At 50.7% G+C, this 20,616-nt stretch carries 21 protein-coding genes; 13 read left to right on the forward strand and 8 right to left on the reverse strand.

From position 1 onward, the window contains the following. The first annotated feature begins 39 nt into the window (after window positions 1-39). The 4 genes from FRZ59_RS05240 to FRZ59_RS05255 are packed head-to-tail and all read left to right on the forward strand — an operon-like array spanning window position 40 to window position 3,847. Window positions 40-1,032, forward strand: a complete 993-nt coding sequence (locus tag FRZ59_RS05240) for a stage II sporulation protein M (protein WP_132128256.1) — start codon at window positions 40-42, stop codon at window positions 1,030-1,032. After that, window positions 983-1,966, forward strand: a complete 984-nt coding sequence (locus FRZ59_RS05245; RefSeq protein ID WP_132128257.1) for a DUF7847 domain-containing protein — start codon at window positions 983-985, stop codon at window positions 1,964-1,966. Before FRZ59_RS05240 ends, FRZ59_RS05245 begins: the two co-directional genes overlap by 50 nt. After that, complete coding sequence (locus tag FRZ59_RS05250; protein WP_158640533.1) at window positions 1,956-2,675, forward strand: DUF4129 domain-containing protein; 720 nt, start codon at window positions 1,956-1,958, stop codon at window positions 2,673-2,675. Before FRZ59_RS05245 ends, FRZ59_RS05250 begins: the two co-directional genes overlap by 11 nt. After that, the gene (locus FRZ59_RS05255) at window positions 2,672-3,847 is read left to right on the forward strand and encodes a DUF4350 domain-containing protein (protein WP_132128259.1); all 1,176 of its coding nucleotides are present in this window, start codon (window positions 2,672-2,674) and stop codon (window positions 3,845-3,847) included. Before FRZ59_RS05250 ends, FRZ59_RS05255 begins: the two co-directional genes overlap by 4 nt. 25 nt (window positions 3,848-3,872) lie before the next feature. Here FRZ59_RS05255 and FRZ59_RS05260 read toward each other — a convergent pair whose 3' ends face one another. Continuing rightward, on the reverse strand, window positions 3,873-4,262 hold the full coding sequence (locus FRZ59_RS05260; RefSeq protein ID WP_132128260.1) for a hypothetical protein: 390 nt from the start codon (window positions 4,260-4,262) through the stop codon (window positions 3,873-3,875). 180 nt (window positions 4,263-4,442) lie between these two features. Between FRZ59_RS05260 and FRZ59_RS18850 the strand changes: the two genes are divergently transcribed. The 5 genes from FRZ59_RS18850 to FRZ59_RS05280 all read left to right on the forward strand — a co-directional run bounded on the left by FRZ59_RS18850 (window position 4,443) and on the right by FRZ59_RS05280 (window position 11,304). Further along, a complete protein-coding gene (locus FRZ59_RS18850; protein ID WP_225975197.1) occupies window positions 4,443-5,288 on the forward strand; it encodes an ABC transporter permease in 846 nt (281 codons plus the stop codon). A 20-nt stretch (window positions 5,289-5,308) separates the two neighbouring features. Further along, window positions 5,309-6,856 carry an FtsX-like permease family protein gene (locus FRZ59_RS18855; RefSeq protein ID WP_225975198.1) on the forward strand — a complete coding sequence of 516 codons (1,548 nt, stop codon included), beginning with the start codon at window positions 5,309-5,311 and terminating at the stop codon, window positions 6,854-6,856. Window positions 6,857-6,929: 73 nt separating this feature from the next. Further along, entirely contained in the window at window positions 6,930-7,985 is a 1,056-nt protein-coding gene (locus tag FRZ59_RS05270; protein WP_132128262.1) for an AAA family ATPase, read from the forward strand. 1 nt (window position 7,986) lies between these two features. After that, window positions 7,987-9,312, forward strand: a complete 1,326-nt coding sequence (locus FRZ59_RS05275) for a DUF58 domain-containing protein (protein WP_132128263.1) — start codon at window positions 7,987-7,989, stop codon at window positions 9,310-9,312. Window positions 9,313-9,636: 324 nt separating this feature from the next. Continuing rightward, entirely contained in the window at window positions 9,637-11,304 is a 1,668-nt protein-coding gene (locus FRZ59_RS05280; protein WP_132128264.1) for a glutamine--tRNA ligase/YqeY domain fusion protein, read from the forward strand. Window positions 11,305-11,315: 11 nt separating this feature from the next. Here the strand turns inward: FRZ59_RS05280 and gltX are convergent, their stop codons facing one another. Next, window positions 11,316-12,878, reverse strand: a complete 1,563-nt coding sequence (gltX, locus tag FRZ59_RS05285) for a glutamate--tRNA ligase (RefSeq protein WP_132128265.1) — start codon at window positions 12,876-12,878, stop codon at window positions 11,316-11,318. A 62-nt stretch (window positions 12,879-12,940) separates the two neighbouring features. On the opposite strand from gltX, the gene FRZ59_RS05290 reads away from it, so the two are divergent. Next, a complete protein-coding gene (locus FRZ59_RS05290; RefSeq protein WP_132128266.1) occupies window positions 12,941-14,143 on the forward strand; it encodes a sensor histidine kinase in 1,203 nt (400 codons plus the stop codon). 153 nt (window positions 14,144-14,296) lie between these two features. Here FRZ59_RS05290 and FRZ59_RS05295 read toward each other — a convergent pair whose 3' ends face one another. The 3 genes from FRZ59_RS05295 to FRZ59_RS05305 form a co-directional block, all read right to left on the reverse strand. Continuing rightward, window positions 14,297-14,662, reverse strand: coding sequence for a DUF6249 domain-containing protein (locus tag FRZ59_RS05295; RefSeq protein ID WP_132128267.1), 366 nt, complete (start codon window positions 14,660-14,662; stop codon window positions 14,297-14,299). Between the two features lie 77 nt (window positions 14,663-14,739). Further along, window positions 14,740-16,731 (reverse strand): TonB-dependent receptor, encoded by a 1,992-nt coding sequence (locus FRZ59_RS05300; protein ID WP_225975268.1) that lies wholly within the window; start codon window positions 16,729-16,731, stop codon window positions 14,740-14,742. Next, complete coding sequence (locus tag FRZ59_RS05305; RefSeq protein WP_158640535.1) at window positions 16,704-17,105, reverse strand: carboxypeptidase-like regulatory domain-containing protein; 402 nt, start codon at window positions 17,103-17,105, stop codon at window positions 16,704-16,706. Before FRZ59_RS05305 ends, FRZ59_RS05300 begins: the two co-directional genes overlap by 28 nt. 124 nt (window positions 17,106-17,229) lie before the next feature. Between FRZ59_RS05305 and FRZ59_RS05310 the strand changes: the two genes are divergently transcribed. The 3 genes from FRZ59_RS05310 to FRZ59_RS05320 are packed head-to-tail and all read left to right on the forward strand — an operon-like array spanning window position 17,230 to window position 18,739. Further along, window positions 17,230-17,811, forward strand: coding sequence for an RNA polymerase sigma factor (locus tag FRZ59_RS05310; protein WP_132128269.1), 582 nt, complete (start codon window positions 17,230-17,232; stop codon window positions 17,809-17,811). Continuing rightward, window positions 17,808-18,332 (forward strand): anti-sigma factor family protein, encoded by a 525-nt coding sequence (locus tag FRZ59_RS05315; protein WP_132128270.1) that lies wholly within the window; start codon window positions 17,808-17,810, stop codon window positions 18,330-18,332. The genes FRZ59_RS05310 and FRZ59_RS05315 overlap by 4 nt, the downstream gene beginning before the upstream one ends. After that, window positions 18,329-18,739, forward strand: a complete 411-nt coding sequence (locus FRZ59_RS05320; RefSeq protein WP_132128271.1) for a hypothetical protein — start codon at window positions 18,329-18,331, stop codon at window positions 18,737-18,739. Before FRZ59_RS05315 ends, FRZ59_RS05320 begins: the two co-directional genes overlap by 4 nt. A gap of 2 nt (window positions 18,740-18,741) precedes the next feature. On the opposite strand, the gene FRZ59_RS05325 is transcribed toward FRZ59_RS05320, so the two are convergent. The 3 genes from FRZ59_RS05325 to FRZ59_RS05335 form a co-directional block, all read right to left on the reverse strand. Further along, the gene (locus FRZ59_RS05325; RefSeq protein WP_132128272.1) at window positions 18,742-19,296 is read right to left on the reverse strand and encodes a DUF2911 domain-containing protein; all 555 of its coding nucleotides are present in this window, start codon (window positions 19,294-19,296) and stop codon (window positions 18,742-18,744) included. An 85-nt stretch (window positions 19,297-19,381) separates the two neighbouring features. Next, complete coding sequence (locus FRZ59_RS05330; RefSeq protein ID WP_132128273.1) at window positions 19,382-19,909, reverse strand: OmpA family protein; 528 nt, start codon at window positions 19,907-19,909, stop codon at window positions 19,382-19,384. 2 nt (window positions 19,910-19,911) lie between these two features. Continuing rightward, the gene (locus tag FRZ59_RS05335; protein WP_132128274.1) at window positions 19,912-20,598 is read right to left on the reverse strand and encodes a YiaD family glycine zipper/OmpA-like lipoprotein; all 687 of its coding nucleotides are present in this window, start codon (window positions 20,596-20,598) and stop codon (window positions 19,912-19,914) included. Between the last annotated feature and the right edge of the window lie 18 nt (window positions 20,599-20,616).

Below are 20,616 nucleotides of genomic sequence, written 5' to 3' on the forward strand. Positions count from 1 at the left end.
GCATTCTTTTAATATTCAAACATACGATTATCTTTGTTTATGCGGGAAGCAGTTTTTGTGAAGCATAATGCCGGTAAATGGAAAGCCTTTGAAGATATTCAGGGAACCGCTGCGGATGAGCTGGCCCGGAATTTTATTGAACTTACTGATGATCTTTCCTACGCAAGGACCTTTTACCCCGGATCCGAAACTGTCCGGTACCTGAACGGGATCGCATCCAGGTATCACCTGCTTATTTACCGAAATAAACGGGAAAACCGCAACCGTTTCCTGAAGTTCTGGACAAGGGAGCTGCCGATTGAACTGGCTGCTTCCCGGAGGTACCTGCTCTATTCTTTCCTGATATTCCTCCTGGCTTCTTGCTTCGGGGTGTTTTCCACGGCGCAGGATGAATCCTTCGTGCGCCTGATCCTGGGTGACCGGTATGTGAATATGACTCTGGAAAATATTGAAAAGGGAGACCCTATGGCCGTCTACAAGAGTATGGACCAGGCGGAAATGTTCCTTTTCATAACGTTCAATAATATAAAAGTATCTTTCCTTGCATTTGTCGCCGGCGCCCTGTTTTCATTCGGCACGGTTTGGATACTGTTCAGGAACGGGATCATGCTGGGGGCTTTTCAGTACTTCTTTTACCAAAAGGGGCTGCTTACAAGTTCTGTACTGACTATCTGGATCCACGGAACACTGGAAATTTCAGCGATTATCATCGCAGGGGCGGCCGGTATGGTAATGGGCAACAGCCTGCTGTTCCCTGGCACCTGGTCGCGGCTTGAGTCATTCAAGCGGGGTGCCCGGAGAGGATTAAAGATCGTGATCGGCCTTGTTCCGGTATTTATTGTCGCCGGTTTCCTCGAAGGATTCGTGACGCGCCATACCGGCATGCCCATGTGGTTAAGTATCGGGATCATTACCTGCTCGGCGGCCTTTATTTTATATTATTTTGTAATTTACCCCATTAAATTAAGAACCTCCTTTGCGAATGGAAAAGATCAACCTGAGGGAAGAACGGGATTTCGGCCAGAAGATTAGCGATACATTTCTCTTTCTGCAGCAGAATTTCGGACCCCTCTTTAAGAGCCTCCTGTATTACGCGGGGCCTGTAAGTCTTGTGGCCGGTGTTTTCATGGGATTATACCAGTCAAACTTACTGACCCTTAACGTGGAAAGTATGGGAGAAAGCAGTGATCCTTTTCAGTTCATGTCCCGGAATATATTCAACGTCAACTATATTGTAACATTGATCGTTACGGGTATCGGAAGAATTGTTGTTATTGGCGTCACTTTCGCCTATATGTGCGCTTATCTTGAGCGTCCGGGCGAAATGATCAGCACCGGCGAAGTATGGGAACGTTTCAAGCAACGCTTTGTGAGTCTGTTCCTTGCTACCTGGGTTTACCTGTTCGGCCTTTTTTTTATGACGCTGGCGATCTCGCTGATTTTGATGCTTGTGTTTTTCGGAACCCTCACGGACTTTGCCGCCATCGGGGAGCGGGCCTTCCTGGTACCTGTTGCAGCTATTTTTATTCTTTGCCCCCTGCTATTCGTCGCTGTCAGGACCGGGCTTTTTGCTCCCGTTATCTTTGCCGAGGGAAAAAGCTGGCCGGCCTCCTATAGCCGGAGCTGGAAGCTGGTAAGCGGCAAATGGTGGTCCACGTTCGGACTCATAGTCGTGGTGAGCATTATCGTTACCATCATAGGGATCGCTTTCCAGATCCCTATCCTGCTGATCTCTTTTTTCAAGGAGATCCTGCAATGGGAAAACGGAAGTTCTGTCCAGATGATCATTATCCTGGCGTCTATTATAGGTATGCTTGGCGAAACGCTTTTGTACAGCATCCTGCATATCGCCATAGGCTTCCAGTACTTTAACCTCGTAGAAAGGCAGGAAAGCATTGGCCTGATGCGCGAGATTGATTCCCTGGGCCGGGAAAAGGATTTTAACCCAAATGAAGGTGAGTATTAGGGTACTGCTTTTTTGCATTTGCCTCGTCATTCCCGCGGCGGCGGCGGAGCTGCCTTCCGACAGTTCAAGGGTGCCTCTCAGGATCCCTTCGCGGGAAGCGTTGGAATCCCTGAAGACGGATAAAGATTTTTCCTACTTGTATGCTGTTCCCGATAATGATTCCTGGTGGGCGAATTTCTGGATATGGCTGGGGCAGCAATTGACCCAGGTATTTCAAAATGGCGAAGGCCTTGGCTTCTGGAGCTTTTTTCTGACCAGGGTTATCCCATGGACAATTGTCTTGCTGGCGATTGCATTGGTTACCATGAAGTTGCTTGGAATAGACCCGGATTCATTTCTGCGGAAAAAAACTGTTTCAAGTAATATTCCTTTTCGGGAAGCAACAGCAGGCCTGGCGCACGACGATTTTAAAGAACGCATGGAAGAAGCCCTCGGACAGCGAAACTTCCGGCTGGCGATCCGCCTGTATTACCTGGATATTTTACGGCACCTTTCCGGCGCCGGGCTAATAGAATGGCATCCGGATAAGACCAACCGGCAGTACTTCCGGGAGATCAGCAGCAAAGAACTCCGCGACCGGTTCGGCCGCCTGACCAGGCTTTTCGAATACGTGTGGTACGGGGAAACTTCACCCGGGGAAGCAGATTTTGAAGCCGCAAGGGCGGAATTCCATGCGCTGAAAAATTCCATAGGCGGCCAGTCCACATGAAAAAGAGAAAGATAAACGGCTATATGGTCCTGCTGCTGCTCCTGGCGCTGGCCTATATACTGGTGGAATGGTACCGTCCGGAACCTGTAAGCTGGTCGCAAACCTATATCAATACTGATAAGATTCCCTACGGTACCTATGCCTTATTTGAATTGCTGAATGAATCCTTTCCCGGAGCCGATGTTGAAACGGTTCGCGTCCCGGCCTATAATTTATTCAGCGATTCCACACTTACCGGAAATTACTTATTTATCGGGCCGCGCTTTCGTACCGATGAGTACGACCTGGAAGCCTTGCTCGGCTTTGTCGGCAAAGGCAATACGGCATTTATTGCCGCCGGGATATTTGAACAGGCCTTCCTGGATTCCCTTCATATCGAAACAGAAACCGGCGTGATGCCTCCCGACAGCCTGGTACGCTTTGTAAGCCCTTATCTGGCTAACGAGCGTTATTCCTATCCGCCGCTTGCTCCGTTTACGTGGTTCTCCGGCGGCGATTCGCTGAGGTCGGTAAAAATTTCTGAGGACCTTTCAGGGAAAGCAAATTTTATACGCGTAAGTCACGGGCAGGGAAATTTTTACCTGCACAGCCAGCCGGCTATGTTCAGCAATTATTATGTGCTGCGGAACCGGGGCCACGAGTATGCCTTCAGGGCCCTTTCTTACCTGCCGCTGAAGCCGGTCTTGTGGGACGAATATTATAAACAAGGGCGGGTAGGCAGTAAATCCCTCCTGGGCATTATCGGGAGGTATATTACGCTGCGTTGGGCCTGGTACCTCCTGCTTGGGGGAGTTATCCTGTATATCGTTTTCCTGGGAAAGCGCAGGCAGCGGGTGATTCCCCTTGTGGAACCGCTGAAAAATACCAGCCTGGAATTTGCAGGTGTGGTAAGCAGCCTGTATTATAACCAGCGTGACTTTAAAGATATCGCTTTGAAAAAGTGCGGGTTTTTCCTGGAACACCTGCGCAACCGGTACCAGGAAGCATCAGAAGACCCGCTTGCTGATCCGGGCTTTGTCAGCCGGCTTTCAGCCAAATCGGGCATTGAAAAGGCAAGCCTTGAAGAACTGTTTCGCAGCATTGCTTATGTGAAAGTCGTTGACCTGATCACTGAGGCGGAACTGCATGCCCTTAACAACCGGATAGAAGATTTTTACAAAAAGCGAGCGTAGCCGGGGCTGCGCTCGCTCACAGCAATTACTGGCTGTCGGGCCTTGGCCGGCGCCGCTGGCCTTGCTGCCGTTCCTCTCTCCATGCTTTCAGTTCCTTTTGCTGCTCTTCTGTTAAAACAGCATGGATGTCTTGCTGCTGCTTTTTTCGCAGCTCCCTTAATTTCTCCCGCTGCTGGTCATTTGCTTCCGCATTCTCCTGGCGAAACTTCCCGAATTCTTCCCGTGATTTTTTATAGATTTCCCGGATCTTCACTACCTGGTCTTCACTCAGGTCCAGCCGCTCCTTCATGGCCGTGATCATTTGCTCGCTGCCCGGTCTTGCCCGGCGCTGTCCCCCGGCCTTTTCCTGTGCCAGGGCCGGCAAGCTGACAGCAAAAAGTAACATGCTGAACAGCAAGGTCTTTTTCGTATTCATATTCATTATATTTATCACATTAGAGCTGTCGGGATGAAAAAGGTTTAACCTTGCTAGTGCGGCTTGTCCGGAAACGGACAATGATCGTTCATTTCCGGACAGAGGGAAGGTTAAAAGCTGCTTATTTTTGATTTGCAGCGGCTTTCAGTGCATGGCAGGTTTCTTGCGTCAGAGCCCATTATGCTAAAGAATTACCTTAAAATCGCTTTTCGCGGCCTTTGGAAAAGTAAGGGCTATGCCGCTATTAATGTATTGGGTCTTTCAGCGGCCTTTTGTACGTCCATTTTTCTGTTTCTGACTGCCTGGTTTCATTTGAATTATGATTCCTTTCACCAGGATAAGGACCGCATATTCCAGGCTTACTTCTTTTCCAATGATCCTGAGAATGCAGAGAGGAAGGGCTCTATGCCCATGCCGCTTACCCCGGCTCTCAAAGAGGAATACCCGGAAGTGGAAGCGGCCGCAAGGGTTATGACCATGGGAAGCCAGGTGGAGTACCAGGGAAAATATTTCGACAAAACGCTCACCATGACCGACGCGGATTTTTTGCGGATATTTTCCTTTCCCATGATTAAAGGGAACCGGGAAACTGCGCTGAAAGATCCGGGCAGCATTGTCATTAGCAGCGATATGGCCGCGGATATTTTCGGCGAAGAGGATCCCTTGAACAAGCAGCTGCAGATTGGAACCATGGGCGAAAACAAGGTATATATTGTTACAGGCGTCCTGGAAAACGCCCCTGAGAACTCTTCAATCCGGTATAATGCCTTGATGCGGATAGAAAATCATCCCGCCTACCAAACCGATAAAGATAAATGGGATGCCTATTCACACACGGTTTTCCTGAAGCTGGCGCCCCATGCAAACGCCGGAACGCTCACAGCCCGGCTAAAGCCCTTTACCCAAAAGTACTTTCCGCGCAGCTTCGAAGTACTGGAAAAAAAAGGCGCCCGGCCGGACAAGCAGGGGATATTTTCGCGCTGCGGCTGCAATTGCTTTCCCGGGTTCATTTTGATACGGAAATAGGGGGAGGAGTACCCGCAACGGTGATCTATGCCATACTGGGTATCGCATTTTTTATTCTGCTGATCGCAGGTATCAACTTTATTAACCTGAATGTGGCAAGGTCCTTTACCAGGGCCAGGGAAGTGGGGGTCCGTAAATCGTTGGGGGCGCTTAAAAGCCAGCTTTTTGTTCAAATATGGGGAGAAGCTGCTATGATATGCGTTGCGGGTTTCCTGGTTGGAGGCCTGCTCGCCTGGCTGCTTTTGCCGCAATACAATGCATTGTTCCAGGCCCCGCTCAACCCTTCCTGGCTGTTTAGCCCGGGTTTTGCCGCCCTGATGCTTGGGGTGCTGGCCCTTCTCACGCTGGCAGCCGGCGGTTATCCTGCCTGGCAGCTTTCCAGGTTCAACCCGGTAGAAGTACTGAAAGGGAAAGTATCGCTAAAGCGCCCCGGCCTTTTGCGAAATTCCCTGATCGTGATGCAGTTTGCGATGGCGAGCTTGCTTATCTGCTGTACAATTACTGCCGCCCGCCAGGTGAATTACCTGCGGAAGCAGCCGCTTGGCTTTGAAAAGGAGCAGGTGATCAGCATTCCCGTGGGAAGCAAAGTAGACGGCAGGCAGGCCCTCGGGCGTATGCGCAACATGCTTGCGAATGATCCGCAGATACAAGCCATCACAGGAACGGGGGTGAATCTTGGCATTGGCCGCGACCGCAGCAGTACCCGGTCAGTAATAAGTTTTAACTACAAAGGGCAAGAGGTATCGACAGACTGGCTGCTGGTAGACTATGAATACCTTAAAACACTTGATATTGAATTGCTGGCGGGCAGGGAATTCGATCCAGCTTTTCCCGCTGATGCAGACCACCGGGTCATTATCAGCGAGAGCCTGGCCCAAAAGCTGGGCATGACTGATCCGGTAGGGAAATTCTTTCAAACCGATACGGGCGCCACTCCCTACCAGGTGATTGGCCTGGTACCCGACTTTCATTTGTATTCACTGGCCAATAAGGTGCAGCCCATTACCATGCACTTTTCCAATGAGGAAGCGATAAGCTACATTTTTGTGCGCGTATCCCCCCAAAGCCTGGCAGGTTCGATGGATAAATTAAAGCAGGCCTGGAAAGAGGCGGCCCCCCGCTCGGAATTTCTCGGCTCCTTTCTGAATGAGAACATTGATGCCCAGTACAGGGATGAAGAGAGGCTCTCGCAGGTCTTTGGTTTTGCTTCCGGCATTGCCATCCTGCTTTCCTGCCTCGGGCTGTTTGCGGTGGCTTTGATGGTTATCGAACAGAGAACCAAGGAGATAGGGGTAAGGAAAGTGCTGGGAGCGAGTATCCCCGGAATTATCATGGTTCTTTCGCATGATTTTATGAAGCTTGTGCTTGCCGCCCTGCTTATTGCTATTCCGGCCGCATGGTTTTTTATGCAGCAATGGCTGAATAATTATCCCTACCGGGTGGAGATGAGCCTGGGCGTGTTCGTTTTGACCAGCCTGGCCATTCTGCTGATCGCACTTTTGACAATAAGTTTTCAAAGTATCCGGGCGGCCTTGATGAATCCTGTCAGATCATTACGCTCGGAATAGCCCTTCATCGGCTGATGCAAGCGGGTAATTGACGGGGACTGTATTTTTCCGTCCGGATTATTACCTTTACCTTATGGATAAAAATGATATGGACCAGGCCGGGGAGCCTTCTCCGGAAGCGTCTTCAACACCGGCATCAGAAGAACTTTCCGCCGGAAACCTGGCACCCGATTTTCCCCAACGCACCGATTTCAGCAGTTTGAACGAAAGCGTGCAGAAAATAAAAGAAGAGTTTTCCCGCGTGGTAGTGGGCCAGGATGAAGTAATTGAACTATTGATTGCCGCTATTCTCGCGGACGGCCACGTGCTGATAGAAGGCGTGCCTGGTGTTGCAAAAACCCTCATGGCCAAGACACTGGCGAAAACCCTGGATACCGGTTTCAGCCGCATCCAGTTCACGCCCGATCTGATGCCCTCCGATGTCCTGGGTACCTCCGTTTTCCACCCGGCAAAAACACAGTTCGAATTCCGGAAGGGCCCCATTTTTTCCAATGTTATCTTAATAGACGAGATCAACCGGGCGCCGGCAAAAACGCAGGCCGCCTTATTTGAAGTAATGGAAGAGCGGCAGGTAACCAATGACGGGACCACTTATCTAATGGACATACCCTTCCTTGTCGTGGCCACCCAGAACCCTATAGAGCAGGAAGGAACCTACCGGCTCCCCGAAGCTCAGTTAGACCGCTTTCTGTTCAAGATCCAGGTGCCTTACCCCAGCCTGGAAGAAGAGATCAGGATACTTGCCGGTCATCACGATGTGGCCGGCCCTGCCTCCGGCATTGCTTCTGTCGTTTCAACAGCTGCCATAGCCGATGCCAGAGAGAAGGTACGCCAGGTGCATGTGGAACCTAAACTAATGGAATACATTGCCAAACTGGTAACCGGAACACGGAATAATCCTTTTCTTTTTCTCGGCGCCTCTCCCCGCGCATCTGTAGCGCTGCTGAACGCTTCCAAAGCGCTTGCCGCCATACGGGGAAGGGATTTTATTACCCCCGAAGATATCCAGGAGCTGGCCGTGCCGGTTTTGTGCCACCGGATCCAGCTTACCGCCGAACGGGAAATGGAGGGGCATGCCGTAGAAGGTGTTATCAAGCAGATCGTGCAGAAGCTGGAAGTCCCCCGGTAGCATGTTAAAAAGGCTCTATTTAAAAGGACGGTTCTTTATCGCTGTGGGGATAATCACTGCCCTGTTCCTTTTCGCCTTTCCCTTTCCTTCTCTTTTCCCTATTGCCCGGCTGGCCTTTTTCCTGCTGATCCTGCTTTCCGTTTTTGATATATACGCCCTTTTCCGTTTAAAGGACCCGCTCTTTGCCAGGCGGCTTTTGCCGGAACGTTTGTCCAACGGAAACGCTAATGATATTTCTATCTATCTTGAAAACCGCTACCCTTTTTCCATCCGGCTGGAATTGATCGATGAATTACCTTTCCAGTTCCAGAAACGCGATCTGCTATACCGGACTAGCTTGCGCAGTGCGGAAACAAAAGAAATTATTTACCAGCTCAGGCCGGTAAAGCGGGGCGAGTACGATTTCGGAGCGCTTAACTTATTTGCTTCAGGGCGCCTGGGGCTGGTGCAGCGGCGGTTCCGGTTCGAGCAGGAAGAAACGGTAAAGGTGTACCCCTCCTTTCTTCAGATGCGACGCTTTGAACTGCTGGCCATTTCCAACCGGCTGCAGGAAGCGGGAATAAAAAAAGTGCGCCGCCTGGGTAACAGCATGGAATTTGAGCAGGTCCGTAACTATGTGATCGGGGATGATCCGCGTTTTATTAACTGGAAGGCTACGGCCAGGAAAGGGGATATCATGCTGAACGCTTTCCAGGAAGAACGTTCCCAGCAGGTATACAGCCTGATTGACAAGGGCAGAGGCATGCAAATGCCCTTTGAGGGGCTTAGCCTGATGGATTATGCGATCAACGCCTCTCTTGTCCTTGCCAATACGGCATTGCTGAAAGGCGATAAGGCAGGGCTGGTCACTTTTTCAAATAAAATGGGAAACATGGTACAGGCCGGGAAGCAACGGTCTCACCTTAATACGATCCTGGAGGTACTTTATAACCAGCGTACCCAATACCTGGAATCCAATTATGAATTACTGTATGCTACCCTGCGGCGTAAGGTAACGCAACGCAGCCTGCTGGTGCTTTTTACTAATTTTGAAAGCCTTTCCGGAATGAAGAGGCAGCTGCCCTATTTAAAGGGCCTGGCAAAGTACCATCTGCTGCTGACCGTTTTCTTTGAAAATACCGAGCTGAAAGAAGTGCTGGACAGTTATCCCGCCGATACCGAAAGTATTTACCTGAAAACAACTGCCGAAAAGTTCGCCTACGAAAAACGGCTGATCGTGAAAGAACTTAACCTGCACGGGATCCAGGCCCTGCTGACCCCTCCGGCCGACCTTACTATTAATACCATCAACAAATACCTTGAATTTAAGGCAAGAAGCCTTCTCTAGTGTGGCAAATACTAAATTGGTTTACTTAAGCCAATGCTGTTTTTGTTCCTGACAATGAAAAAAAAATCTGCCTAGCGGTGACTATGGAGATTTTTTTTAAAGCAGGCAGGGGCAAAAACAGCCAGGTTTGGGGTGAACGAATTTAGTATTTGCCACACGCGTATTTCGATCACCAGGCAGTACGCAGGTACCCGGATCAGGACCGCGCTGCGTAACGAAGCTGCGTATAAATAATGCGCCGGCGGCAACAAAGGAGGGACCTGGCGGCGCCCGCTCCTTTGTAATCAACAGTTTTGTTAGATTTGCAGGATATTTAAACAGACGATGAGCGAAGAACGGTCGAATAACTTCATAGAAGATATTATTGAAAAGGACATTGCCGATGGGAAACACGGGGGAAGGGTACATACCCGTTTCCCTCCTGAACCTAACGGCTTCCTCCATATAGGTCATGCCAAGTCCATCTGCCTGAATTTTGGGCTGGCGAGGCGTTTCGGCGGAAAATGCAACCTTCGTTTTGATGATACTAATCCCGCAAAGGAAAAAGCCGATTATGTTGCCTCGATAAAAGAAGATATTAAATGGCTGGGTTTTGAATGGGCGGAAGAGCATTTCGCTTCCGATTATTTCGAACAGCTGTATCAATACGCCCTGCAACTGATCAGGGACGGCCATGCCTATGTGGACGACGCTTCGGCCGAAGAGATCGCGCGGTTAAAAGGCACGCCAACCGAACCCGGGAAGGAGAGCCCCTGCAGGAACAGGAGCGTTGAAGAAAACCTGGACTTGTTTGAGCGAATGCGCAAGGGCGAATTCCGGGAGGGCGAAAAGGTGCTGCGTGCTAAAATTGACATGGCCAGCCCCAACATGCATTTGCGCGATCCTCTAATGTACCGCATTAAATTTGCGCATCATCACCGTACAGGCGATAACTGGTGCATATACCCGATGTACGACTTTGCCCACGGGCAGAGCGACAGCATGGAAGCGATCACCCATTCCATATGCACGCTGGAATTTGTGGTACACCGTCCCTTATACGATTGGTTTATTGAGAAACTGAACATCTTTCCTTCGAAACAATATGAATTTGCGCGGCTGAACCTGAGTTATACCGTCATGAGCAAGCGCAAGCTGCTGCAGCTGGTGGAAGAGAAGATCGTGGATGGATGGGACGATCCCCGCATGCCTACCATCAGCGCCTTCCGGCGAAGGGGTTATACGCCTGCTTCTATCCGCGATTTCTGCGAGAAGGTGGGTGTGCAGCGCCGTGACAATATGATAGACGTAAGCCTGCTGGAATATTGCATCCGGGAAGATCTTAACAAAACGGCCACCCGGGTTATGGCCGTCCTGGACCCGGTAAAGCTGGTGATCAGCAATTACCCGGAGAACAGCTTTGAGGAGATGGAGACGGATAATAATCCGGAAGACCCTTCGGCAGGTACGCGTAAGGTACCCTTCGGCCGGGAACTGTATATCGAGCGGGAGGACTTTATGGAAAATCCTCCGAAAAAATTCTTTCGCCTTGCGGTAGGCAATATGGTCCGCCTCAAGAGCGCATACATTGTAAAATGCGAGAATTTTGAAAAGGACGCGGACGGAAATATCACTGTCATTTACTGTTCCTACATTCCCGAAAGCCGGAGCAGCCAGGACACCAGCGGCCTCAAAGTAAAAGGGACCATCCACTGGCTGAGCGCCGCACATGCAAAACAGGCCGAAGTACGGTTGTACGATCGCTTATTCCTTACGGAAAACCCGGCAGGGGAAGAAGCAGACTTCCGCGAACTGGTAAACCCCGATTCTTTACAGGTTATTCCGGACGCCATGATTGAACCCTCGCTTGCCGAGGCGAAACCCGGCGACCGTTTCCAGTTCATGCGAAAAGGCTATTTCTGCGCCGACATGGACAGCCGGGAAGGAAAGCCGGTATTCAACCGCACGGTTACCCTGAAGGATACCTGGGCGAAAATGGCTGGTAAAGGATAATTTTACCGCCTTCAGTCGAAAGCCGGCAGGGCCGTACGGATGCGATAAATGGTTTCTTCGCGGCCAAGCAGGGCGGCGATGCTGAAAACAGCCGGGCCGAACTTGCCGCCGGTGAGCATAATGCGCAGCGGCAGCATAACCTCGCCTGGTTTCAGGCCTTCCTCCTGCATCAGGGCTTTGAATTTTTCTTCCAGCAGCTGCTCGCCGGGAACAGGTTCCGGGGAAGATGCGGCGTCGGCTGCCCATAGCGCCTGATCCGACTCAAAGAGCTGGATAACCTTATCAAAAAATGCCTTTTTCCCGGCATCCCATTTCTTTTTCACGGATTCCGTATCGTAGCTTTCAGGGCGAAGGAAAAAGAACCAGCTTTGTTCCCAAAGGTCGGCGCTAAGGCTGCAGCGCTCCTTTACCAGGCCCGCTACCCGGGTGGTGAACGCTTCGCTTGCCTGCACACCCTTTTCCGCAAGCAAGGGCAGGAAGAGGCCCGCCAGTTCATGATCGCTTTGCTGCTGCAGGTATTGCTGGTTAAACCACAGCGCTTTTTCGTAATTGTATTTGGAGCCGGCTTTATGGACTTTTTCCAGCTGGAAAGCTTCGGTAAGTTCCCGGAGGTTCATTATTTCCCGCTCATCAGCAGGACTCCATCCGAGCAGCGCCAGCATATTGATAAACGCTTCCGGAAAGAAGCCCTTTTCGCGGTAACCGCTGCTGGTTTCCCCGCTTATTGGATCCTTCCATTCAAGAGGGAATACCGGGAAGCCCAGGCGGTCCCCGTCACGCTTGCTTAGTTTTCCATTGCCGTCAGGTTTCAGCAATAAGGGCAGGTGGGCGAATTCCGGCTGCTCCCAGCCGAAAAGGCGGTACAAAAGTACATGAAGCGGCGTGGAAGGGAGCCATTCCTCACCCCTGATCACATGGCTGATCTCCATCAGGTGGTCATCTACCACGTTGGCCAGGTGATAGGTGGGCATACCGTCCGACTTGAACAATACTTTATCATCAAGGGTGGCGGTTTGCACGCGTACTTCGCCGCGTATGATATCGCGGAATACCACTTCCCCGCTGGCCGGCATTTTCATCCGGATCACATAGGGTTCGCCCCTTTCTATTCGGCTGCGGACTTCCTCCTTGTCTAAAGAAAGAGAATTATTCATGCCCTCGCGGGTGGATGGGCCGTACTGCTGCACGGCCGACTTTTCGGCCTTCAGCCGTTCCCGCAGGGCGTCCAGTTCTTCCGGCGTATCAAAAGCATAATAAGCGGATCCCTGTTGCACCAGCTGTTCCGCATAAAGGCGATAATGTTCTTTCCGTTCAGATTGGCGATAGGGAGAAAAGGGCCCGTCTCCAAACCCAGCACCCTCGTTGGGTGGGATTCCGCACCAGCGCAGGGCTTCCACGATATAGTTTTCCGCGCCGGGCACATAGCGGTTCTGATCCGTGTCTTCTATGCGCAGCAGGAAATCGCCGCCATGTTTCCTGGCGAACAAATAATTGTATAAGGCGGTGCGGATACCGCCCATGTGCAGCGGGCCGGTAGGGCTGGGTGCAAAACGTACCCTCACTTTTTTCTCCATGGCACAAAGGTAAGTAATCCGGTAAGGTCTTTGTGCAGAGGTTTTCGTAATTTGCTCGATGAATGAGTTATTTTGAACAAAAACGGCGATGGAAGTACTTCCTGCTGATCACGGCTACGATGATTGGCATACTATCGCTTTATTATACCAATTACCTGGTAGACCAGATTTCCGAATCAGAGCGAAAGGGAGCGGAATTATGGGCAAAGTCGCAGCTGGAACTGGCGGAAACCGAGGATGAGGAATTTATCGATTTTCTGCTCTTCGTGGTAAAGGAAGGAACCAGCGTTCCCGTGATCGTTGTCAATGGCGAAGGGGATATCCAGGCAACCAAAGACCTGGATTCCACCCGCACCTTTAAAAAGGAAACCGCCAGCTTGTCCGGAACCAACGGGAATAAATCGCTGAAGTACGACCCCGGTTATTTCAGGCAGCAACTGGAATACATGAGGGAGCAGCATGAGCCCATTGTCTGGGAAACGGCGCAGGGTGTGAAGCAGTATGCTTATTACAAGGATTCCTGGCTGCTTACCCAGATGCGCTATTTTCCCTATATTCAGCTGAGCATCATCACCGTATTCCTGGTCGTGGCTTACCTGGCTTTCAGCAATTCGCGCCGCTCGGAACAGAACAAGGTATGGGTTGGCATGTCGAAGGAAACAGCGCACCAGCTGGGTACGCCTATTTCTTCCATGATGGCCTGGATGGAACTTTTGAAAGACAAGTACAATACCACGAACGATCCTATTTTCGAGGAAATGGACAATGATGTGAACCGTCTGCAGTTGATCGCAGACCGGTTTTCGAAAATAGGGTCCACTCCTGTACTTAAGCGGTATAATATCCGGGAAGAGATTGTTCGCTGCGTGGGTTACCTGCGAAAGCGAACGTCTAAAAAAATAACCTTCGAGATCAACGGCGATCCGGCGGAAGGCTTGATCAGCACGCAGTTATTTGAATGGGTCATTGAAAACCTTTGCAGGAACGCGGCCAACGCAATTGGGGGCAATGAGGGAAAAATAAGCATTCATATTTCCCAGAATAAGAGTCATGTTTACGTGGATATTAAAGATACCGGTGTGGGAATTCCGCGGTCAAAGCACGAGACGGTTTTTCAGCCGGGTTATACGACGCGTAAGCGGGGATGGGGACTGGGCCTTTCTCTTACCCGGCGCATTGTGGAAAACTATCATAAGGGGCAGGTATTTGTGAGGGAGTCTGAAGTAGGGAAAGGGACTACTTTCCGGGTGGTATTGAATAAATAGTGTTTGTGCTTCACGTCCTGCTTAATGCAGCAAGGCCCTGCCTGTTCTCTGTAATCGCCGGTATGGTACAGGATATGCCGGCGCAGGAGAAGTTCGGGACAGGGCTTGCTTTTCAGACCGGAAACGATCAATAACCGGGCCTGTATCCTTGCATTAATAATTCCGTTCTTCTTTTTCCCGTTCCTTCTTCTCGGAGATCAGGTAAGAGGCAGTAAGCCCCAGGCCCCCAAAAATGAAGATCATGGAAAAATAAATAGCGACAGCGTTTTCGGTTGAAAGATAGCCAAAGGCCACTTCGGTAAGCAGAAAAGCAATAAATAAGCCCGTGCCGAAACCGACGAAAAGTAAGCCGAATGCCAGCATGAGGCTGTAATTCCGTTTCTTTTCTACGCTTGAAAGCCCCCGCTCTATCATGGCCATCTTTTCGCGGTTAATAAAATACCGGATCCCGAAAATCAGGGCGCATATAGCAATGGTACTAATAATAGGTACCAGGAAAACAACTACGTCTGCGTTCATTATCTTATTTTTTATTTCTGCAGACTATGACGAAAGAATTGCCGGCCAGGTTACACCCGGCCGGCCAGGCCCCGGTTTTACAGCCTGGCCGTCACAGAAACGCCGAAAGTTCCCGGATCGCCCAGGTGAGCCGCGCGAAAATCGTACGCGTAATCTATATAGGTTTTATCCAGGATATTCCGCCCCCAGGCAAATACTTCAAACTTCCCGGTGGCAACACCGGCCCTGGCGTGAAACAAATAATAGCCTGCCTGTTCGATGGTATTCTTTAAATCAAAATACTGGCTGCCGGTATATTGCCATTGCCCCCCGGCTATCAGTTGAATGCCCGGATGGGATGGCGGGGTATACGTATATTGCAGCGATAACATAGAGGTTGCGTTCGGGGTAAATAATTGCCGGTTGCCGTCCAGGTTCAGCGTTCCTTCCTCACCGGGTACCTGCAGGCTGGTATATACGGCATCGGTATAACCGAAATTCCAGGCTGCTTCCAGGCCTTTCAGCGGAGTAGCGGCTACTTCCATTTCCAGGCCCTTGCTTTCCAGTTCGCCAACGTTCCGGGTAATGGTAATGGCCTGAGGCAGTACCAATGTAGGCACCTGGGCATCAGTAACTTTCATGTAAAAGGCGCTGAAATTCAGGCGAAGTTTTCCGCCGGCCAGCATATTTTTTATTCCCGCTTCGAAATTATTGGAATACTCCGGCTCGTAAGAGTACAGCGGCGGCTGGTTTGGCTGGCCGGAATACTGCGTAATCCCCCCCGCACGGAAGCCCCGGCTGTACGTCAGGTAGGTATGATGGCGTTCCGAAAGGTCGTAGGCAAGGCTTAACTTCGGAGAAAAAGCATTGAAGCCGGCGTCCGCGGCGGTATCCGGCTGAATGATCATAGGTGGCTGCTCCCCCTGCAGGAATTCCCCTTTTACGCTCAGTTCCTTTTCTTCATGATCATAGCGCAGGCCGGCGGTGATTGCCAGCTTTTCCGTAAGCCGGTACGTGCCCTGGCCGTAAACTGCCACTCCAAAGCCGCTGCCCTCATTGGTGGTAATCGTTGTCGTATTCGCCATGGAAGGGTCCATGTCTGCGAATTCCACGTCTTTCCCCAGATGCGTGCCCTGCCGTACCGGGTTGTCCTGGTAAAAACCGTACAGGCCGGCCGTCCATTCGAAAGGCGAGTCATCTGAGCCGGTTGAGGAAAATCTGAATTCCTGGGTAAGCACTTTCACGTTGTTCCAGTCCCTTCCGTAGTTATTGATAATGGAATAAATATCCGCGGGTGAAAAGTCGCCGTCAATGGGTTGCGTATAGTAACGGTGATTGCTCTGCCAGGCGGTCTGGGAGCTGAAGTTGACCGCTTCCCCGTAATAGTTTGCGGACAGCGAGGCGTTAAATACTTTATCCACCAGGTCGGTTACGGCGTTCTGGTTTACGTCAAATGGATTTTCCAGGGCTTCTTCCGGGCTGGATACCAGGGGGAAAGCGCCCTGGTTGCGGTTCTGATCGTGCTTCACGTTCAGGGTCAGGGACCAGCGGGAGCTTGCCAGGTATTTCAGGTAATAATTGCCCATGAAGCTTTGTGCCTGGTCATAGTCCGAATCATCAAAGACATTGGTATAATAACCGTCTGTCTGGTCATACATGCCGGCCGCGCCCAGGAATAACCTGTTTTCTACCAGCGCGGTACGCAGCCCGAAACCGTAACGCTGCAGGCCATAATTACCAATATCGGCCCGGACATAGCCGCTGGAAGTGTTCCCCGGCTGACGGGTGATGATATTGATCACCCCGCCCATGGCGTTTCTTCCGTAAAGCGTTCCCTGCGGGCCGCGCAAAACTTCTATCCGCTCGATATCGAGAAGCTGGGCAATATAGGTATCCAGGCCGAACTGGCTTACTCCGTCAATATACGTGACCACCGCGGGATCATAGGAAGTGGTGGCGATACCCCGTATGGAAACCACGTTCCGGTTATCGCCGGGATTTGCGGCATAGAGGTTCGGTACAATAGCCGCCAGGTCCTTGCCGTTCCAGAGATGGTACTCTTCTACCTTTCTGGCAGGAAGCGTACTGATACTGAGGGGACGCGCTGAAGGTTTTCTTCCCTTTTCTGGGCCGTGACCGTAACAGCATCCAGCTGGTCAGCCGCACGGGAAAGCTGAAGGTCAAGGCGGCTGTCCGCGGGGAGTTGTACTTCCCGGTGAATGCTTGCATAACCGGCAGCGCTTACCTGGATCACGTAGTCTCCATAAGGAATATCTACAAATTGAAAATCCCCATCTTCACTGGTAAACGTGCTGAAGTTCGTATTTAAGATCGTAATGGATGCGCCTTCCAGCGGCGCTGAAAGCTCGTTGCTGACCGAACCCTGAAGGCCGGATGTATTTTGAGCGCGGGCGAAAAAATTAAAAGTAATAAAGGCAGCCAGAAGAAGTAATTTTATGTTCACTTTACGGTATTTATATTGTTTACGATGTATATTACAAATGCGGGCCAAACTTAGTTATTTTTTTAAAGAGGGTAAAGGCACCGGTGTAACCAGTGGCAGCCGCCATGCGTCTTAATGCTGATCAATGACCGGCAGCAATACAGATATTGAACTGATAGAAAAGGCCCTTAGCGGAGAAAGGAGGGCCTATGAAGCATTGGTAAAACGTCATCAGCAGTACGTTTTTACGCTTGCCATGCGTTTTACCCGTAGTCGCGAGGACGCGGAAGAAATTGCCCAGGATAGTTTTTTAAAAGCTTTCCGCAATCTTTCCGGCTTCCAGGGGCAGTCAAAATTCACCACCTGGCTGTATACGATCGTTTATACAACGGCTATGACCCATTTACGGAAAAAGCGGCACAGTTTTTTATCCCTTGATGATGAAGAACGCCCGGTAAATACGGCAGGCTTTCAGTCCGGGGATACGGCATCTTTAATTGAAAAGAAAATTGAAAGGCAGTATATTGAAAAGGCAATTGAGAGATTGCTTCCTGATGATGCAACTATTCTCACATTGTTTTATCTTGGGGAGCAGTCGCTGGACGAAATAGCCCGCACCATGGGCATGCCGGCGGGCACGGTGAAAGTGAAACTTCATCGGTCCCGGCAGCGTTTTCGTTCCCGGCTGGAAGTTATTCTAAAGGAGGAAGCGAGGGAATTGTTATGAAAAAGACAAGGGAAGATCAATTATGGGATTATGCGGAAGGAAGATTGTCCGGGCCCGAAAAGGCGGAGCTGGAACAATGGCTGGAGGCTGACCCCCGGAACCGGAAGCAGCTGGAAGAGCTTAGCGTGCTAAGCCATGCGCTTAGCTCTATGGAACCGGAAGTGCCTTCCATGCGGTTTACAGCCAGGGTCATGGAAGCCTGGGACCAGGAGCTGGCCTTCAGGGCTTCCCCCCTGCAAACCCGTACCGATAAGCGGATCGTTTACGGAGTTGCCGCGTTCCTGGGAGGCGCCCTTTTGTTTACTTTAGGCCTGTTGTTCGTTTTTTCCGGGGGCAGCGCCTTATTTTCAGGCGGCAGCGGATCTCCGGTAGAGGAAAGGTGGCTTTCCGGTATCAGCAGTTCACTTGGAAGCCTTTTCGAAGGTTTGGGCCACTATTTTATCGGGCTTATTGCGCTGCTGCTGATGTTACTGGTAGAACGTTACGTGCATTACAGGCAGTATATCAGGAGCGTGGAATGAAGAAAAAGCTCTTAGCGCTCTGCCTGCCTCTCATAATCCTGGCCATTTCTTGTGGAAAAGAAAGGGAAGATAACCGCTACACCCTCATCGGGCAACATTGGGTGGAATCCGCCCGCACAATCAACGGGAAAAATTCGGATCCCACCCAGCTTCAGCATATTTTTTTCAGTAATGGCTACCAGGGTCGCCTTGACTACGAATATATTTGCGGCATTACAGGTGATGAATGCCTTCCCGGACAGCATTTTTACGGTTCCTGGCAGCTGCTCAGCGATACATCGCTTTCTACCCAGCTCAATGGAGCCATCCGGGTTTACGCGATTGAACGCCTTACTCCAACCGAATTATGGCTGAAATTCGACCGGGGAAATGACGAAATAATATCGAAACTGATCCGCTACCGCTGATCCTATTGATTGAATTCAACCGGCACCTTTACAACGGTGTTGTCCCAGGCGATCACCAGGTCGCTTTTCGCCGGGTTTTCCCCGTCAAAATAAATGGTCAGTAATTCTACGGTTCCCGCTGTTCGCTGGGCCGGGACTTCTACCCTCGCCACATCTTTGCTTTCGTCATAGGAATAGCCGCCCCACTGGTCTGTGGCGCTGTTTAGGATTACCGTCCAGTTCTCTTCATCAGGAATAGTGAACAGGGAATAGGTGCCTGCGGGAATGTCCTTGCCGCCAAAAGATACATCAGTAAAGAAACGGATCTCGCTGCTTTCGTTGGCGCCTGTCCTCCAAACTTTGCCAAAGGGCTCCAGCTCACCAAAAATAGTCCTCCCATTTTTGGACGGGCGGGAATACTGCACTTTAGCCAGGGGTTGCTTATCGGCATCGCGGTGATAGGAGATATCCAGAGGACTTTTATCCAGTTTTATATCCGTTACGGATTCCTGGGCGGCGACATTGCTGCCTGAAAATACAAAAAGTGTTACGGCGAGAATGATTCCTGGCTTTTTCATGCTATTAAAGATTTTAATGTGTTATAATTCTTATAAGTCAGCTGATTCAAATATAGAAAAAAATCCGGGTCCGGCGCGTAATCTTTCAGGGCATGATAAATAATTCTACCCGGCGGTTTTTTTCCTGTCCTTGCGGCGTGCTGTTGGTAGCCACGGGCCGCGCTTCACCGTAACCCGCGGTGTTTATCCGGTCCGGAACTATTCCCTGGTTTACGAGATAGGTTTTAACGGATTCCGCCCTTTTTTCTGAAAGGGTTTTATTGTAATCGGTAGTGCCTGTGATGTCTGTATGGCCTTCTATGAGGATGCGGCCGGCGGGATGTCTTTGTAATACGCCTGCCAGTTTTTCCAGGTATTCCTGAGCCGGAGAAGAGAGGCTGCTGGCATTTACCGCAAACAGGATACCCGATGCAAAAGTGACTTTTATTCCCTTGGGAACACGGCTTATTTCCGCTTGCGGAAGCTGCCGCTTCAGCTCCACCAGCTGGGAGTCAGCGGATGAAACAGAAAAAGCTTCCCCCGGGGAGAAGCTTTTAACTGTTTTCCTGCTTTTGCAGGCATGGATACCTGCCAGCGTAATACCTATGAAAAGTAGAACCAGAATTCTTTTCATTCCTACAAGGAAGCTTGTTCTTCCGCCTCTTTCTTCAGGGCTTCGTTTGCTACGATCACGAACTGTACCCGGCGGTTATCCTGGCGTCCGGCTTCCGTTTCGTTGGAAGCAATAGGTTGTGCCTCGCCAAGCCCTTTCGAGGACAGGCGGCCCGGATCAATGCCAAGCGAAAGCGCATAGTCTTCGACGGCCTGCGCCCTTTGCCTGGAAAGCTTTTGGTTGTAAGTATCGCTGCCAACATTATCTGTATGGCCTTCGATCACTACTTCCGTACTGTCATATTTGTTCAGTACTTCGGCCAGCTGGGAAATGGCGTCTTTGGATTCATCGCGCAGCGCATAGCTGTCAAAATCAAAAAGTACCTTGGAATCAAACTGGACCACCAGGCCTTCGCCGTATTGCTCTACGGTAGCTCCGGGGACTTCCCGTTCAATCTCTTCGGCCTGCCGTTCCATGTATTTTCCGATAAAAGCGCCTGCTGTTCCGCCTACCGCAGCACCAATAATTGCGCCGGCGGCCGTATTGCCGGCTTTTTTACCGATCAATGCGCCAAGCGCACCTCCTGCGACAGCGCCGATGCCGGCGCCTTTCTGCGTTTTCGTCAGGCTTTCGCAACTCGTGACAGTCATCGCGGACACCGCGACGGCAAGGGATAAGGCAATTGTTCTTGTGTGTATTGACTTTTTCATAAAACGTAATAAACAAAT

This window comes from Anseongella ginsenosidimutans (genome assembly GCF_008033235.1).
Lineage (GTDB): Bacteria > Bacteroidota > Bacteroidia > Sphingobacteriales > Sphingobacteriaceae > Anseongella > Anseongella ginsenosidimutans.

Bases quoted from the DNA above. Each gene is read 5' to 3' on its own strand.
- FRZ59_RS05290 (WP_132128266.1), top strand. From the start codon at position 12,941: ATGAGTTATTTTGAACAAAAACGGCGATGGAAGTACTTCCTGCTGATC.
- FRZ59_RS05245 (WP_132128257.1), top strand. From the start codon at position 983: ATGGAAAAGATCAACCTGAGGGAAGAACGGGATTTCGGCCAGAAGATT.
- FRZ59_RS05270 (WP_132128262.1), top strand. From the start codon at position 6,930: ATGGATAAAAATGATATGGACCAGGCCGGGGAGCCTTCTCCGGAAGCG.
- FRZ59_RS05325 (WP_132128272.1), bottom strand. From the start codon at position 19,296: ATGAAAAAGCCAGGAATCATTCTCGCCGTAACACTTTTTGTATTTTCA.
- FRZ59_RS05320 (WP_132128271.1), top strand. From the start codon at position 18,329: ATGAAGAAAAAGCTCTTAGCGCTCTGCCTGCCTCTCATAATCCTGGCC.
- FRZ59_RS18850 (WP_225975197.1), top strand. From the start codon at position 4,443: ATGCTAAAGAATTACCTTAAAATCGCTTTTCGCGGCCTTTGGAAAAGT.
- FRZ59_RS05310 (WP_132128269.1), top strand. From the start codon at position 17,230: ATGACCGGCAGCAATACAGATATTGAACTGATAGAAAAGGCCCTTAGC.
- FRZ59_RS05295 (WP_132128267.1), bottom strand. From the start codon at position 14,662: ATGAACGCAGACGTAGTTGTTTTCCTGGTACCTATTATTAGTACCATT.
- gltX (WP_132128265.1), bottom strand. From the start codon at position 12,878: ATGGAGAAAAAAGTGAGGGTACGTTTTGCACCCAGCCCTACCGGCCCG.
- FRZ59_RS05315 (WP_132128270.1), top strand. From the start codon at position 17,808: ATGAAAAAGACAAGGGAAGATCAATTATGGGATTATGCGGAAGGAAGA.
- FRZ59_RS05260 (WP_132128260.1), bottom strand. From the start codon at position 4,262: ATGAATACGAAAAAGACCTTGCTGTTCAGCATGTTACTTTTTGCTGTC.
- FRZ59_RS05275 (WP_132128263.1), top strand. From the start codon at position 7,987: ATGTTAAAAAGGCTCTATTTAAAAGGACGGTTCTTTATCGCTGTGGGG.
- FRZ59_RS05280 (WP_132128264.1), top strand. From the start codon at position 9,637: ATGAGCGAAGAACGGTCGAATAACTTCATAGAAGATATTATTGAAAAG.
- FRZ59_RS05330 (WP_132128273.1), bottom strand. From the start codon at position 19,909: ATGAAAAGAATTCTGGTTCTACTTTTCATAGGTATTACGCTGGCAGGT.
- FRZ59_RS05335 (WP_132128274.1), bottom strand. From the start codon at position 20,598: ATGAAAAAGTCAATACACACAAGAACAATTGCCTTATCCCTTGCCGTC.
- FRZ59_RS05255 (WP_132128259.1), top strand. From the start codon at position 2,672: ATGAAAAAGAGAAAGATAAACGGCTATATGGTCCTGCTGCTGCTCCTG.
- FRZ59_RS05240 (WP_132128256.1), top strand. From the start codon at position 40: ATGCGGGAAGCAGTTTTTGTGAAGCATAATGCCGGTAAATGGAAAGCC.